14 protein-coding genes are annotated in these 13,727 nt (G+C 74.4%); 10 read left to right on the top strand and 4 right to left on the bottom strand.

Annotated elements, in window-relative coordinates; all coding sequences use genetic code 11:
- Positions 1 to 5 precede the first annotated feature (5 nt).
- The 3 genes from ABD330_RS28580 to ABD330_RS28570 are packed head-to-tail and all read left to right on the top strand — an operon-like array spanning position 6 to position 3,495.
- Positions 6 to 2,003, top strand: a complete 1,998-nt coding sequence (locus ABD330_RS28580; protein ID WP_344468921.1) for an ABC transporter permease subunit — start codon at positions 6 to 8, stop codon at positions 2,001 to 2,003.
- The gene (locus ABD330_RS28575; protein WP_344468920.1) at positions 2,000 to 2,725 is read left to right on the top strand and encodes an ABC transporter ATP-binding protein; all 726 of its coding nucleotides are present in this window, start codon (positions 2,000 to 2,002) and stop codon (positions 2,723 to 2,725) included. The genes ABD330_RS28580 and ABD330_RS28575 overlap by 4 nt, the downstream gene beginning before the upstream one ends.
- Positions 2,722 to 3,495 (top strand): ATP-binding cassette domain-containing protein, encoded by a 774-nt coding sequence (locus tag ABD330_RS28570; protein ID WP_344468918.1) that lies wholly within the window; start codon positions 2,722 to 2,724, stop codon positions 3,493 to 3,495. The genes ABD330_RS28575 and ABD330_RS28570 overlap by 4 nt, the downstream gene beginning before the upstream one ends.
- Here ABD330_RS28570 and ABD330_RS28565 read toward each other — a convergent pair.
- Positions 3,445 to 4,134: a TVP38/TMEM64 family protein gene (locus ABD330_RS28565; RefSeq protein ID WP_344468916.1), complete on the bottom strand. Its 690-nt coding sequence runs from the start codon at positions 4,132 to 4,134 to the stop codon at positions 3,445 to 3,447. The genes ABD330_RS28570 and ABD330_RS28565 overlap by 51 nt on opposite strands.
- Before the next feature lie 73 nt (positions 4,135 to 4,207).
- Complete coding sequence (locus ABD330_RS28560) at positions 4,208 to 4,954, bottom strand: hypothetical protein (protein WP_344468914.1); 747 nt, start codon at positions 4,952 to 4,954, stop codon at positions 4,208 to 4,210.
- 202 nt (positions 4,955 to 5,156) lie between these two features.
- On the opposite strand from ABD330_RS28560, the gene ABD330_RS28555 reads away from it, so the two are divergent.
- Positions 5,157 to 5,543, top strand: coding sequence for a RidA family protein (locus ABD330_RS28555; protein ID WP_344468912.1), 387 nt, complete (start codon positions 5,157 to 5,159; stop codon positions 5,541 to 5,543).
- Positions 5,544 to 5,629: 86 nt separating this feature from the next.
- Here ABD330_RS28555 and ABD330_RS28550 read toward each other — a convergent pair whose 3' ends face one another.
- A complete protein-coding gene (locus tag ABD330_RS28550) occupies positions 5,630 to 6,592 on the bottom strand; it encodes a deoxyribonuclease IV (protein WP_344468910.1) in 963 nt (320 codons plus the stop codon).
- 693 nt (positions 6,593 to 7,285) lie between these two features.
- Here ABD330_RS28550 and ABD330_RS28545 point away from each other — a divergent pair.
- The 4 genes from ABD330_RS28545 (at position 7,286) to ABD330_RS28530 (ending at position 9,500) form a co-directional block, all read left to right on the top strand.
- On the top strand, positions 7,286 to 7,651 hold the full coding sequence (locus tag ABD330_RS28545) for a hypothetical protein (RefSeq protein WP_344468909.1): 366 nt from the start codon (positions 7,286 to 7,288) through the stop codon (positions 7,649 to 7,651).
- Positions 7,652 to 7,852: 201 nt separating this feature from the next.
- Positions 7,853 to 8,470 carry a MazG-like family protein gene (locus ABD330_RS28540; RefSeq protein WP_344468907.1) on the top strand — a complete coding sequence of 206 codons (618 nt, stop codon included), beginning with the start codon at positions 7,853 to 7,855 and terminating at the stop codon, positions 8,468 to 8,470.
- 188 nt (positions 8,471 to 8,658) lie between these two features.
- A complete protein-coding gene (locus ABD330_RS28535; protein ID WP_344468906.1) occupies positions 8,659 to 9,003 on the top strand; it encodes a hypothetical protein in 345 nt (114 codons plus the stop codon).
- Between the two features lie 68 nt (positions 9,004 to 9,071).
- Positions 9,072 to 9,500: an Imm32 family immunity protein gene (locus tag ABD330_RS28530; protein ID WP_344468904.1), complete on the top strand. Its 429-nt coding sequence runs from the start codon at positions 9,072 to 9,074 to the stop codon at positions 9,498 to 9,500.
- Between the two features lie 83 nt (positions 9,501 to 9,583).
- Here the strand turns inward: ABD330_RS28530 and ABD330_RS28525 are convergent, their stop codons facing one another.
- Positions 9,584 to 10,804, bottom strand: a complete 1,221-nt coding sequence (locus ABD330_RS28525) for an MFS transporter (protein ID WP_344468902.1) — start codon at positions 10,802 to 10,804, stop codon at positions 9,584 to 9,586.
- Between the two features lie 142 nt (positions 10,805 to 10,946).
- On the opposite strand from ABD330_RS28525, the gene ABD330_RS28520 reads away from it, so the two are divergent.
- Entirely contained in the window at positions 10,947 to 12,182 is a 1,236-nt protein-coding gene (locus ABD330_RS28520; protein ID WP_344468900.1) for an ROK family transcriptional regulator, read from the top strand.
- Between the two features lie 79 nt (positions 12,183 to 12,261).
- A complete protein-coding gene (locus ABD330_RS28515) occupies positions 12,262 to 13,512 on the top strand; it encodes an IS701 family transposase (RefSeq protein WP_344468899.1) in 1,251 nt (416 codons plus the stop codon).
- Positions 13,513 to 13,727 lie beyond the last annotated feature (215 nt).

The raw sequence follows: 13,727 nt of genomic DNA, 5'->3' as shown, positions 1-13,727 counted from the left end.
CCCGGATGGCCGGCGGAGCCTCCTTCGGCCTCACCGTGGACCTGGCACTCGCCGGGCTCACGGTCGGCAGCGCCGCCGCGCTCAGCGGTATCGGCCTGGTCGTCACCCACCGCGCGACCGGCGTCCTCAACCTGGCCCAGGGCGCGCAGGCGATGGCCACCGCCTACCTGCTGCGCGAGCTCGTGGTGGTCCGGCACTGGCCGACACCGCTCGCCGCCGCCTTCTGCCTGCTGCTCGCGGCCCCGGCACTGGGCCTCCTGCTGGACGCGCTGGTCTTCCGCCCGCTGCAACGGCGCGGCGCGGGGGCCGCCGAGACGATGGTGGCCTGCCTGGGCGTCTTCGTGCTGCTCATCGGCACGGTGGTGCTGCTCTGGGGCACCGCCCCGCTCGCCGACACGCCGTCCCTCGTCCCGGCCACGTCGATCACCCTGCCCGGCGGGCACGTGCTGCGCCTGGACACCGCCGTCCAGCTCGGTGCCGTGGCGGCTCTCGCCCTGCTGGTGGCCGCCGTCACCCGGTTCACCGCCTTCGGCGGACAGCTGCGCGCGGTGGTCGACAACCGGCGGCTCGCCGAACTCACCGGGGTGGACGCCGACCGGGTCTCGGCCGCCGGGTGGGCGTTCGGCTCGTTCACCGCCGGGCTGGTCGGCGTGCTGCTGGCGCCCTTCCTGCTGCTGGACCCGTACGGGCTGCCGCTGCTGGTGATGGAGACCATGGCGGTCGCGGTCGCGGCCCGGCTGCGCAGCCTCCCGGTGGCCGTCGCCACCGGGCTGCTGCTCGGGATCGCGCAGAGCGAGCTGACCCGCCTCCGCCCGGGCGGGCAGCTGCTGCCGCTGGTCCAGGCGGTGCAGGCGAACCTGTTCGTGATCGCCCTGCTGGTGGCGGCGCTGTGGGGCCGCACACTCGGCGACGGCTCCGAACCGGTGGCGGGCGGCGGCGGTCGCGCCGTGGCCAGCCCGGCCGGGCGGGCGGCGCGGGCGGCCTGCGTCGTCCTGGTCCTGCTGCCGCTCGGCTTCCAGGGCGGCGACCTGCGGCGGGCACTGTTCGTCCCCGCGCTGGCGCTGGTGCTGCTCTCGGTCGTGGTGGTCACCGGCTACAGCGGGCAGGTGTCGCTGGGCCAGGCCGGGTATGCCGGGCTCGGCTCGCTCGGGACGGCGCTGCTGATCTCCGGCCGGATCCCCGGCCTGCCCCCGCTGCCCGCCGTCCCGGCGCTGCTGCTGGCCGTCCTGGCCACCGCGCCGCTCGGGCTGCTCACCGGGTGGCCCGCGATCCGTCGCAGGGGCCTGGCACTGGCGCTGGTGACGTTCGCGGTCGGTACGGCGATGAGCCGCTTCGTCTTCGAGCAGCCGTACGCCACCAGCGGGCTCACCCTCGACCGCCCGGCCTTCCTGGACGGCGACCGCGCCTTCTACGCCGCCGAACTGCTGCTGCTCGGCGCCGGGCTGCTGCTGGTGCGCAGGCTGCACCGCGGGCGGCTCGGCCGCGCGCTGACGGCGATGCGGGACCACCAGGCCGGCGCCGAGGCGGCAGGGGTGGACGTGCCCCGCCTCAAACTGCTCGCGTTCACCGCCGGGGCCGGGCTGGCCGCGCTCGGCGGCGGGCTGATGGGGCTGGCGGGGCGGGCGTTCGACGCGTCCGCCTTCGATCCCGTCCAGGGTCTGATCTGGTTCGCGACGGTGGTGGTCGCGGGCGCCGACAGTGCGGTCGGGGCGGTGCTGGCGGCCGCGCTGCTGGTCGGCCTGGACGCCGGCACCGTGCCCGGCGTCTCGGCGGTGGTGGTCGGCGTACTGGCGATGGCGCTGGGCCGGATGCCGGGCGGCCTCGCCGGGGCGGCCCGGCGCGCCGCCCGCTGGGGCGGGACCCGGCCCGGGCCGGCCGAACCGCCGGGCCCGGCCGGAACGCGGCTGAGCCCGGCGGGCGCGCGGGTGAGGGCGCGGATCGCGGAGCGTGCCGGGCCGAGCGCCGGGCCGAGTGCGGGGGACCGTTTCGGGGGGCCGAGGTGAGCCGGGCGGGTGCGGGACGGCTGACGGCCCGCGGGGTGGTCCGGCGGTTCGGCGGGATCGCCGCTGTGGACGGCGTCGACCTGGTCGCGCCGCCGGGCCGGATCACGGCGTTGGTCGGACCCAACGGCGCGGGCAAGAGCACCCTGTTCGACTGCCTGAGCGGCGCCGCCCGCCCGGACGAGGGCCGGGTCCTGTTGGACGGGTGCGACATCACCCGGCTGCCCGAACACGCCCGCGCCCGGCTCGGCCTGGCCCGGACCTTCCAGCGGATCGCGGTCTTCCCCACCCTCACCGTCGCCGAGAACGTCCTGGTCGGCGCCGAACAGGTACGGCGGCACGGCGCCCGGGCCGCGACCGACCGCGCGCTCACCCTGCTGGGCTTGGCGGCCGCCCGGGACGCTCCGGCCGCCGAGCTGCCCACCGGGACGCTCCGGATGGTCGAGCTGGCCCGCGCGCTGGCCGCCGGCCCCCGGGTGCTGCTGCTCGACGAGCCCTCGGTCGGCCTGGACGCCGCCGAGACCGCCCGGCTCGCCGCCGTACTGCGGGCGCTCGCGGCGGACGGCCTGCCGTTGCTGCTGGTCGAGCACGACACCGAGCTGGTGTCGGAGCTGGCGGACGCCGTGTACGCGATGGCGGCGGGCCGGGTGGTGACCGCCGGACCGGCGGCGCGGGTGCTGGCCGATCCGCGGGTGGGGCTGAGCTGGGGGGAGGCGACGGGATGACGGTCGAGGCCGAGCTGCGCGGCGTACGGGTCCGCTACGGCCCGGTGGAGGCCCTGCACGGCGTCGACCTGGCCTTCCCGGCCGGGCGGATCACCCTGCTGCTCGGGCGCAACGGCTCCGGCCGGACCAGCGCCCTGCACGCACTGGCCGGTGTGGTGCCGACCTCGGCCGGGCGAGTGCTCTGGCGCGGCAGCGAGGTCGGCGGGCTCGACGCGTACCGGCGGGCCCGGCAGGGCCTGGCACTGGTGCCCGCCGAGCGGGCCGTCTTCGGCTCGCTCACGGTGGCGGAGAACCTTCGCCTCGCCACCCCCGGCGGGGACGCCGAGGCCGTCGGGGAGTTCTTCCCCGAGCTGCTCGCCCTGCTGGGCCGCCCGGCCGGGACCCTGTCGGGCGGCCAGCAGCAGCTGGTCGCGGTGGCGCGGGCGCTGCTCGTCCGCCCCCGGCTGCTCCTGCTGGACGAGCCCGACCGGGGGCTGGCGCCCGCCGTGGCCGCGCGGCTGCACGGGATGCTGCTCGACTCCGTCCGGGCGGGCCGGACGGTCGTCCTCGCGGCGCAGTCGCTGCCCCGGCTGCCCGCCGGGGACTGCCTGGTCTACCGGCTGCACCGGGGACGGGTGGTCTTCGCGGGTGAGCCCGGTGAGCCGGGCGGTCGGGACGTCATCGACGGGCCGGGTGGGGTGGGTGCGCTGGGTGGGGCGGGTGGGGCGGGTGGGGCGGGCTCAGGCGGTGGTGGCGGCGGCGGTGGCGGTCGCGGCCCGCGAGCGGCGTGACGACCGCCAGAGCGAGGCCAGGCTGAACACGCCCATCGCGGCGATCACGGCGGCGGAGAGCAGGAAGGCGGGTGAGCCGGGCGTACCGGCGCTGGCGCCCGCGACCACGTACGCGGCGGTGCCTGGCACCACGCCCAGCGCCGTCGCGGAGAGGAACGGCACCGTCCCCACCCCCGAGAACGCGGCGCCGTAGTTCGCGGCCTGGAACGGGATGCCCGGAATCAGCCGGAGCAGCAGCACACTGCGGAAGCCCTGCTCGGTGAGCCGCCGGTCCAGTGCCGCCAGCACCTTCGCCTTGAGCAGCGGGCGCAGCGCGTCCCGTCCGAGGACACGGCCGAGGCCGAAGGCGAGTGCTGCGCCGAGGGTGGTGCCGAGCACGGCGAGCGGCAGCCCGACGGCCACTCCGAGCAGCAGCCCGGCGGCCGCGTTCAGCGCGGGCTTGGGGACGAAGGCCAGGGTGCCCAGCGCGTAGACGGCCAGGAAGACGGGTACCCGCCAGATCCCGGCCGTCCGGGCCGCCAGCAGCTGCGTCGGGTCCCAGAGCAGCAGCGATCCGGCGGCCGCGCCGAGGATCAGCACGAGCAGGGCGAGGCGCAGCCAGGGCAGGCGGGCGGCGGAGGGGCGGGGGGCGTCGGGCACCCGTCGAGCCTAAGCCAGCCCGGCCGCCGCCCGGCACCTGCGCACCCCTGGGTGGCTAGGAGCGGGGCGCGGGTCAGCGGCCGGGCCGGGGTGCGCGGCGGCGGTGGTCGCCGCGCAGGACCATCGCGGGCACCTCGTCGTCGTACGCGCCGCAGGCGGTCGCGGACCACGGCGACCACTGCTGCGGGACGGTGTAGTAGGGAACCAGCACCCGGGGCGAGCGGCGCCCCGCCGCACCGGCCGGGAGCAGCGCGGGCAGGACGTCGGGCAGCTGCCCCGCCAGGATCGCGTTGCGACAGGCCGGGCAGGCCGGCCGACGGTCGGCCGCGGCTTCGCGGGCCCCCACTCGGGGCCGCTGCCTGGTCTTCTTCGCACTCCGGGCCGGGACGTGCGGCACCGGGGCGTGCAGCGGGTTGTAGAAGCACCGGACGACCTGCGGCGCGGAGCGGTGGCCGGCGTGCAGTGCGTGGGCGGCGGCCAGCCGTTCGACCGCCCGCTCGGCGAGCACCACGGCGGCGGTGAGATCCGGCAGGTCCACGGCCTCGTCGAGCAGCTTGCCCGCCGCCTCGTACGCCTCCAGGGCCCACAGGTAGTCCCGTCGGGCGGTCGCCTCCTCGGGCGGGAGCCGCAGTTCGGCCGCGCGGAAGACGTCGCCGACGGCGGCCAGCCGCTCGGCGGCGAACTCGGCCAGCCGGTCGCGCAGCACCTCCCACTCGCGCAGGACGAGTTCCTGCTGCTCCTTCGACAGCCGGCGGCGCGGTCGGCGCCGTTCCGGCTCGGCGTTGCGCAGCAGCCTGACGAACCACCAGCGGCGGAACATCTGACCTGACCTCCTGGGGAGTGAACGGGTGGCCCATTGTCCGCACCCCGCCGGACCTGCGGAAGGGCGGGGTGCCCACTGGCCGTGCCGTCGCCCGCCCGGTCGGCCGCCCGGCCGTGTCGCCGTACCGCCGCCCGCCCGGCGGGGGCGCTCTGGAATGATGATCACCGCGCCGACTCCGTTCGACCTCAGGGGGAATCTCGTGCAGGAGCACCACATCCGGCCGGACGGCATGCCGCCGGTCAACGGCTACAGCCACGTCGTCGTGTTCAGCGGCCGGACGGTCGCCGTCTCCGGTCAGCTGCCGCTCGACCGCGACGGGCAGGTGGTCGGCGTGGACGACCCGGAGGCGCAGATCACCCAGGTCTTCGAGAACCTGGTGACCGCACTCGCCAGTGCGGGCGCGGGCATGGAGCACGTCGTCAAACTGACGGTCTATCTGACCGACCTCGCCGACCTGCCGTTCTTCCGGCAGGTGCGCGACCGGTACCTCCCGGTGGAGCGGCCGCCGGCCTCCTCGCTGGTGCAGGTCAGCGCACTGGTGCACCCGGCCTGCCGGGTCGAGATCGACGCGCTGGCAGCGGTCTGACCCCGGGGCGGGCACCCCTGCGTGGTTCGCCTGCGCGGGTTCGCTTTTGCCGGTCCGCTTACGCCGCATCGCTTACGTGGATCCGCCTACGCCGCTGTGGGCACGCTCACGTCCGCCGCGCTCCGCAGTTCCTTGAGGCGGGTGATGTCGGCGGCGTGACGGGCGCCCTCGACCCGGGCGGGGTCGTGGCGTCCGTCCGGGGTCTCGATGATCAGGGGGACGCCTGCGGTCGCCGGGTGGGCGAACAGTTCGCCGAACGGGTCGGCGCCGATGTGGCCCGCGCCGATGTTGGCGTGGCGGTCCTTGCGGGCGCCGACCACGTCCATGGAGTCGTTGGCGTGGATCAGCCGCAGCCGGCCGGGGCCGACCGACGCGACCAGGGCGTCGAGGGCGGCGGCCACCCCGCCCGGCGCCGCGAGGTCGTGGCCGGCGGCGAAGGCGTGGCAGGTGTCCAGACAGACCCCGACCCTGGGGTGGTGCTCCAGCGCGTCCGCGTAGGCGGCGAGGTCCTCCATCCGCGAGCACAGCGAGTTGCCCTGCCCGGCGGTCGGTTCGAGGAGCAGCCAGGGCGCGTCCTCGCCGAGCGCGTCCAACTCGTCCAGCAACGGCCGGACGTCCTCCCGTACCTGCGCCATCGCGGCGGCGTACCGCGAGCCGCCGTCAGGCGCCTGCCCGACGGCCGAACCGGTGTGCACCACGACCCCGAGCGCCCCGATCCGGTGCGCGCGCAGCAGTGAGTGGCGCAGGGACCCGGCCGACCGCTCCCTGGTGGCGTCGGAGTCCGAACCGAAGTTGATCAGGTAGGGCGCGTGGACGTACGCCGGGATGCCCTCGGCCGCGCACGCCTCCCGGAACTCCGCGTCCTTGGCGGCGTCGCCGGCCGGGGTGGCCCAGCCACGCGGGTTCGCGACGAAGACCTGCACCGCCTCCGCGCCCACCCGTCGTGCGTACGCGAGCCCGGTGCCGACCAGCCCGCGCCCGGCGACGGGCACGTGCGCGCCTACGGGGTTGCGGCGGGCGGTGGCGGACGGCTGAGCTGCGGCGTTCATGGCTCAGAGGATGCCATGCCGCCTTCCGGTGGCGGTCCGGGCCCCCGGGCGGGGCGGCGGTGAGCGGAGAGCAGTCGAGGGAGGCGTCGGGGAGGCGTCGAGGAGGCGTCGGGGGGAGGAGCCTTCGATGAGCACGTTCGAGCCGGAAATCCCGTCGGGAGGCCGGCTGTGCTCGACCGCCCTCGGCAGTGCTCGGCGGCTGTGGCCCGCGTCGCGGCCCGCGCTGTGCGCCGTGCTGTGGGCCGGGCCGGTCCTGTGGGTCGGCGGCGTACAGGGGGAGCGTTCTCGCAGTTCGGTGCCGCTTGCGTGCGCTGGGGGCGCGCGTGGCAGGAGTTGCTCCCGTCCGGCGTGGGCCCTCCGGGCGGCCCCGGATCGCTGCTGGAGGGCTGCCGGATCGCCTCCGGGACGGTTCCGGCGTGGATTCGGCGTGGATTCGGTCGGGGCTGGAGCGGATGCCGGTGGTTGGTCGGTGAACGTACCGGTGTGACCTCGGATTCGAGAGTGCGGAGCGGAGAGTTCGCGTTTGCGCGGCGCCGGGACGGATATCAGGAAATGCGGTGAAAACACGGCCACAGGACGGTCGGTGGCCGAATCGTTTCCCTTTGTAACGGAAGTGTTGCCTCCAAAATCGTGAAGCAACACGATGACTCCGCCCACGCACTATTGGCAGCGTTTGACGGAAGGCATCATCTGATGAGCTTCACGATCAAGAGCACCAGGACAGTGGTTTCGACGGCGGCGGTCGCCCTTGCCATGGCCGCGAGTGTGGCCGCCGCCGGACCGGCCGGTGCCGCCACCGCCACAGGCACGGCCCGAGCGGCTGCGCCGCACACGGTTACCAGGGTCGTCCCGCACGACTACTCGTGTGACAGTTACGGTTCGAACTCCTTCAGCTGGTGGGAGAACTGCCGAATCACCAGCGGAACCGCCCGCGCCATGGCAGCCTGCGCCGACGGGACGGTGCACCCCGGCAACTGGGTGGGCGTCGGCTACTGGCGTTTCGGTATCAACTGCTACCCCTACGCCCTGGAGAGCTCCTGGATCGAGAGCGGCAGCTGACGAGGGCAGCTGACGAGGGCAGCTGACCAGGCGCCGTCAGGTGCCGGCCGAGGGGCCGGCGGGCCATGGCGGAGGCGAGCGGCCCGGCGTGGATGGCGCCGGGCCGCTCGTCGCCTTCCCGCCTGCGGGCCGGGTGGCGGCCGGGTGAGAGGATCTGAACCGCTCAGCCGTGCCCACCCGACGAAGGTTTACGGAGCTCCGATGGCCGACAGCACCCTTCCCGCATGCCGCTGCGGGTGCGGCGGCACACGGCTCGGCAGTCACGGCTTCGCCGACGCCGACGGCGGCGGCCACGCCCAGCGGGCCCTGCTCCAGCGGCTCCGTACGGACTTCGGTGACCCAGCGGATGCCGGGTCCACTGCCGGGTGCGCTGTCGGGTCCACGGCCGCGTCCACCGCCGGTTCCGGTGACGCCGCCGAGGTGGTCGGCCGGTTCCTCGACTGGTACGACCGGAACCGGGGCGCCGGGACGGCCGACTCCTGGGCCACCGTCCGGCAACTCGTCACCTGGCTCGACCAGCGGAACGGCGGCGGCGACCACGAGACCGCGATGCGCCTGATGAAGCTCAGCGAGGAGGTCGGCGAGACCATGCAGGCGTACATCGGCGCCACCGGCCAGAACCCCCGCAAGGGCGTCACGCACACCCGGACCGACGTGGCGGACGAGCTGTGCGACGTCATCGTCACCGCCATGGTCGCGCTGGACCGGTTCACGCCGGACCCGCAGGAGCATCTCGCGGCGAAGATCCAGCGGATCGCCGAACGTTCCCGCGCGCAGCTGGACGCGACCGCCGCCGAGGGCGCGCAGAGCCCCCGCTGACCGGTCGGGCCGGCCCCGGCGAGGTGCCGGAGACAGGACGGGTACGCGTACCGGCCCGAGTGCCCCGGCCGATGCTGGATCATGGGGTGGAGACGGGCCCGTCCAGCGCAGGACCGCGCAGGACCGCGCAGGACTGCGAGGGCGGCGCTCGTCGCCGTCACCGACCTCGCCGAAAGAGAGCCCCAGCGATGACCGAGCCGTCCGCTCACGCCCAGCAGATCGCCGCCGTCATCCGGCCCTCCATGCTCCTCGGCCTTCAGGACGCCGAGCTCGTCGGCCCCACCGGGACCGAGCGCATCAACGAGTGGGCGGACTGGATCGCCGCCGCCGTCGCCCAGACGGTGGTCCACCCGATCACGGCGGAACGGGACGCCTTCGCCGACCGGGTCGACACCCTCAGCCAGATCGCCAAGCGCCACAAGGACGGCTACACCGAGGCCGTCGGGGACGTCCAGAAACTGGAGGCCCGGGTCGCCGACCTGGAGGCCGAGTTGGCACAACTGCGCGCGGCCGCGACGCTCGACCGGCTCTGAGGCCGCTCCGAGGTCTGCCATCGTCATGGTGTCGTCCACCGGCCTTGCCGACGCCGAAGAATGGCGGGATGATCCGCCTCGGTGATCACTGGGATCGGCCGGACCGGGGGAATGCAATGGTGCAGGTTCTGTTCTGCGGGGCGACCAGGGAGCTTGAGCTCTCCGGGACACGTCCGGGGCTGCTCGCACTCGGGCAGCTGTTGCGGGGGCAGGGCGGAGGCTGCGATCTCTCGGACAACCGGCACCCCGCCCCCTACGAGCGGGCACTGTCGCGGATCGCGTTCCGGGAGACGCCGGGGCGTGACACTGCTTCCGTCGTCGTGGAGGGCCAGATCCTGAGCATTCAGGGCGGACGGGAAGCACTCGACCTGCTGGCCGACAACATCGAGGGGTTCGCTCGCGAGTCGGATGCGACCCACCACCTCCACGTCGACTATCCGACGTACGACTTCATCACGCCCGAGTCGGACCCGATGGTGCTGGCGTTCACGCGGTAGGCCACGCGCCCGCTGTGCCCGCGGTCCGGGCCTCCACGCGGTCCGAGTTCGTTGTTCGTTCTCCGGCCTCCGGCGCTGTCCGCTCACCGTAGGCCGGAGGGCTCCGGCGCCGGTTCGCCGGTCGTGCGCAGCCGGAGGGCGCCCGCGCTGAGGACCAGACAGGCGGCCAGGGCGGTGACGACGCCGAAGGAGAGCGTGAGCGACTCGGCCTGGGCGATGGCGCCGATCACGGCGGGTGCGATCAGGCCGGAGGTGTAGGTGACGGTGGCGACTCCGGCGATGGCCCGGCCGGGGTCGGATCCGGTGCGTCCGGCGGCCGCGAAGGCGAGCGGGACGACCGGGGCGACCCCGACGCCGATCAGGGCGAAGCCCGGGACGGCCAGGTACGGGGTGTCCGCCGCGACCACCAGCAGACCGCCGAGCGTGGCCACCACCCCGCCGGCCCGGATCGTGGCGACCGGGCCGAACCGGCGGATCACCAGGTCGCCGCCGAGGCGGGCGAGGGCCATGGTGGCGGCGAAGGCGGTGTAGCAGGCGGCGGCCGTGCCGGCGGAGGCGCCGGTGACGTCGCGCAGGTAGACCCCGCCCCAGTCCATGCCGGCGCCCTCGGCGAAGACCGCGCAGAAGCCGACCAGGCCGATGGCGAGCGCCGAACGCGGCGGCAGGGCGAAGCGCGGCGGAGCCTGCCCGCCCGGTTCGGCGCGGGTGTCGAGCAGCCCGCCGCAGACCGGCTGCGTCAGGGCCGCCAACAGCACCGCCGTGACGGCGAGCTGCAGTCGGGGGTCGAACTGCTGGTGCGCCGCCAGGACGCCGAAGCCGGAGGCGATCAGCCCGCCCACGCTCCACATCCCGTGCAGTCCGGACATGATTGACCGGCCGAGCCGCTGTTCGACCTCCACCCCTTGGGCGTTCATCGCGACGTCGGCCATGCCTGCCGTCGCGCCGTACGCGAGCAGCGTCAGGCAGAGCACCGGCAGGCCGGGGGCGAGCATCGGGAGCGCGAGGGCCAGGCACCAGAGCGTCAGCAGGCCCCGGACGGCGGCGCGCGCGCCGTAGCGGTGCACGGTCCGGCCGGCCAGCGGCATGGCGAGGGAGGAGCCGATGGCGGGGCAGAGCAGCGCGAGGCCGAGTTGCCCGGGGCTCAACCCCAGGTGGTGTTGCAGCCAGGGAATGCGGGTGACGAAAGTGCCCGTCACGGCGCCGTGCACGGCGAAGACCAGGGAGACGCTCCGCTTGGCGCCGACGACGTCGACGGCAGTGCCGCTGCGCGCTGCCCTGTCGCTGATGCCCACGGTTTCCGTCATGCCTCTCGTCCCTCCCTGGGAAGCCGTCCGGCCGACCCGGGCAATAAACTATCAGGAAGGGAACCTGATAGATATATCCGATCGGAGGGAGGCATCTATCAGGAAAGGAACCTGATAGATGCCTCTGGAAGGATGCACTCCCATGACCACCGCTCGCCCGGCAACCCCGAGCACCGCCCGTGCCATCAACGACCGGTTGGCGCTCGACCTGCTGCTCAGTCAGGGTCCGCTCACCGCATCGGAGCTGCGGACGCTGACCGGCCTGTCCCGCCCCACCGTCGCCGACCTGCTGGAACGCCTCCAGCACGGTGGACTGGTCGCGGTCGCGGGGGAGAGCGGTGAGCAGCGCCGTGGCCCGAACGCCCGGCTCTACGCGCTCGTCGGCGACCGTGCGCACCTGGCCGGCATCGACGTCCGCGCGACCGGCGTCAGCCTGGTCATCGCCGACCTGACCGGGCGCACGCTGGCCACCGCCGAGGTCCCGGCGGTGCCCGACCCGGCAGTGCCCGGCGCGTCGGGTGGGCCGGACCTCGTCGACCGTACGGTCCGGACGCTGCTGGAGACCGCCCGCGAGGCCGGGGCCGGGAGCCTGCACACCGTCGCTGTCGGCGCGCCGGGCATGGTGGACCCGGTGACCGGTGCGCTGGCGAACGCCGGTGGGCTGCCTCGCTGGCACAACGAGTTGCTCGGCGCGCTGCGGGCCCGGCCGGGCATGGACGTCCTGCTGGAGAACGAGGTCAACCTCGCGGGCATCGCCGAACACCGGATCGGCGCGGCCCGCGATCGGGACACCTTCGTGCTGCTCTGGCTCGGAGAGAGTGTCGGCGCCGCCGTGATGCTGGACGGCCGCCTGCGCAGGGGCGTCTCCGGGGGTACCGGTGAGGTCTGCTTCCTGCCCGTACCCGGCACGGTCGGACTGCCGAGCGCCACCGCCTGCGAGGGTGGCTTCCACTCCTTGGTCGGCAGTGTGGCGATCTGTGAACTGGCCCGCCGGCACGGGCTCGCGGTGCCGGGGGAGAACCAGCTGCCCAGCCCCGGCCCCGCGCCGCGCGCGGAGGCGGTGGTGCGGGCGGCGGTCGAGAGCGAGGACCCCGCCGGGAAGGCGTTCCTGGCGGAGCTGGCCGAGCGGATCGCGGTCGGCGCGGCGGCGGTCTGCGTCGTGCTGGACCCCGGGTGCGTAGTGCTCGGCGGCGAGATCGGCCGGGCCGGCGGGCCGGTGCTGGCGCGACTGGTCGAACGACGGTTGTCCGGATTCTCGCCGCTGCGCACGGAGGTCCGGGTCGGTGCGGCCGGCGGGGGCGCGGTGCTCGCGGGGGCCGTCCTGACGGCGGGCGACGCGGCCCGGCGGGACATCTTCGGCGAACTTCTCCGGTCCTAGTAGGGCTTGGTCAGGTCTGTTGAGCGGTGGCGTGTCCGTTTGTCGGTTGGATCGTTGTTGGTGTGTGACACCAGGGGAGATGGCCGAGGCCCGTGAGGACCTGGAGGCGTTCGCGGCGGAGATGTTCGAGGCGTTCACGCGTGCGGACCAGCACCGCTGGGGGCAGGCGTATGTGCGCGGTCTGCTGCTGGAGGGGCGGCGGAAGTCGGTGGAGCCGATGGCGGCTCGGCTTGGAGAGGACGGCAACCGGCAGGCGCTGGCGCATTTCGTGACGTCGAGCCCGTGGAACCCCGCCCATGTGCGGGCTCGGCTGGCATGGCGGATGCACGAAGTGATCAGGCCCAGCGCGTTGATCGTGGACGACACCGGGTTCCTCAAGGACGGGGACGCCTCGGCGTGCGTGTCGCGGCAGTACACCGGCACCGCGGGCAAAGTCACCAACTGCCAGGTGGGGGTGTCGGTGCACCTGGCCCGCGACCACGCCTCCTCGCCGGTGAACTGGCGGTTGTTCCTGCCCAGGTCCTGGGACCCGACCAGCGACCTGGCCGATCCGGCCAAGGTCGCCCGGCGCGAGCGCTGCGGCATCCCCGAGGGGCTGGGTCATGTGGAGAAGTGGCAGCTCGCCCTGGACATGATCGACGAGAGCCGGTCCTGGGGTGTCGAGGTGCCGCTGGTCCTGGCGGACGCCGGCTACGGGGACACGGTCGCCTTCCGTCTGGGCCTGAACCAGCGCGGCCTGCACTATGTGGTCGGCGTTTCCGGTCGGCCCGCCGCCCATCCCGCCGCCGCCCGTCCCCTCATTCCGCCCTACAACGGCAGCGGGCGGCCGCCGGTCGCCAGGTATCCGGACCCGGCCCGCAGCGTGAAGGCGCTGGCCGTCGAGGCGGGACGCGGCGCGGCCAGGCCGGTGTCCTGGCGCGAGGGCTCACGCCCCGGCAAGGGCCGAACCGGGTTGAAGCGCATGTACTCGCGGTTCGTGGCCCTGCGGATCCGCCCAGCCGGGCGGGAGATCCGCGATGCCACCGAAGGCGTGGAACTGGCCGAGTGCTGGCTGCTGGCCGAGTGGCCCGCCAAGGAGGCCGAGCCCGTGCAGTTCTGGCTCTCCGACCTGCCCGCCGACACCCCGCTGACCACCCTGGTCCGCCTGGCCAAACTCCGCTGGCGCATCGAGCACGACTACCGCGAGATGAAGCAGGCCCTCGGCTTGGCGCACTTCGAGGGCCGCACCTTCAACGGCTGGCACCACCACGTCACCCTCGCCTCCCTCGCCCACGCCTTCTGCACGCTCCGGAGGCTGACCCGATCCCCAAAAGAAACGGCAGCGGCCTGAGCCTCTACCAGGTCGTCCGCGAGCTGCAGTTGCTCCTCGCCACCTGGGCCGGCGCCTGCCCCACCTGCCACCGCGACATACCCACACCAATACGAACCTGACCAAGCCCTACTAGCCTCAATACCAGTGACTTAAGGATCTTTGCTGGTAGGCTGCCTGTCCAGGAGGTGCCTGGATGCCACGCCCTGGGCAGGTCAAGCCGTCGACGGACGAGC

The sequence above is a fragment of the Kitasatospora kazusensis genome (assembly GCF_039529945.1).
GTDB lineage: Bacteria > Actinomycetota > Actinomycetes > Streptomycetales > Streptomycetaceae > Kitasatospora > Kitasatospora kazusensis.
This window is presented reverse-complemented; position numbering and strand designations above follow the sequence as displayed.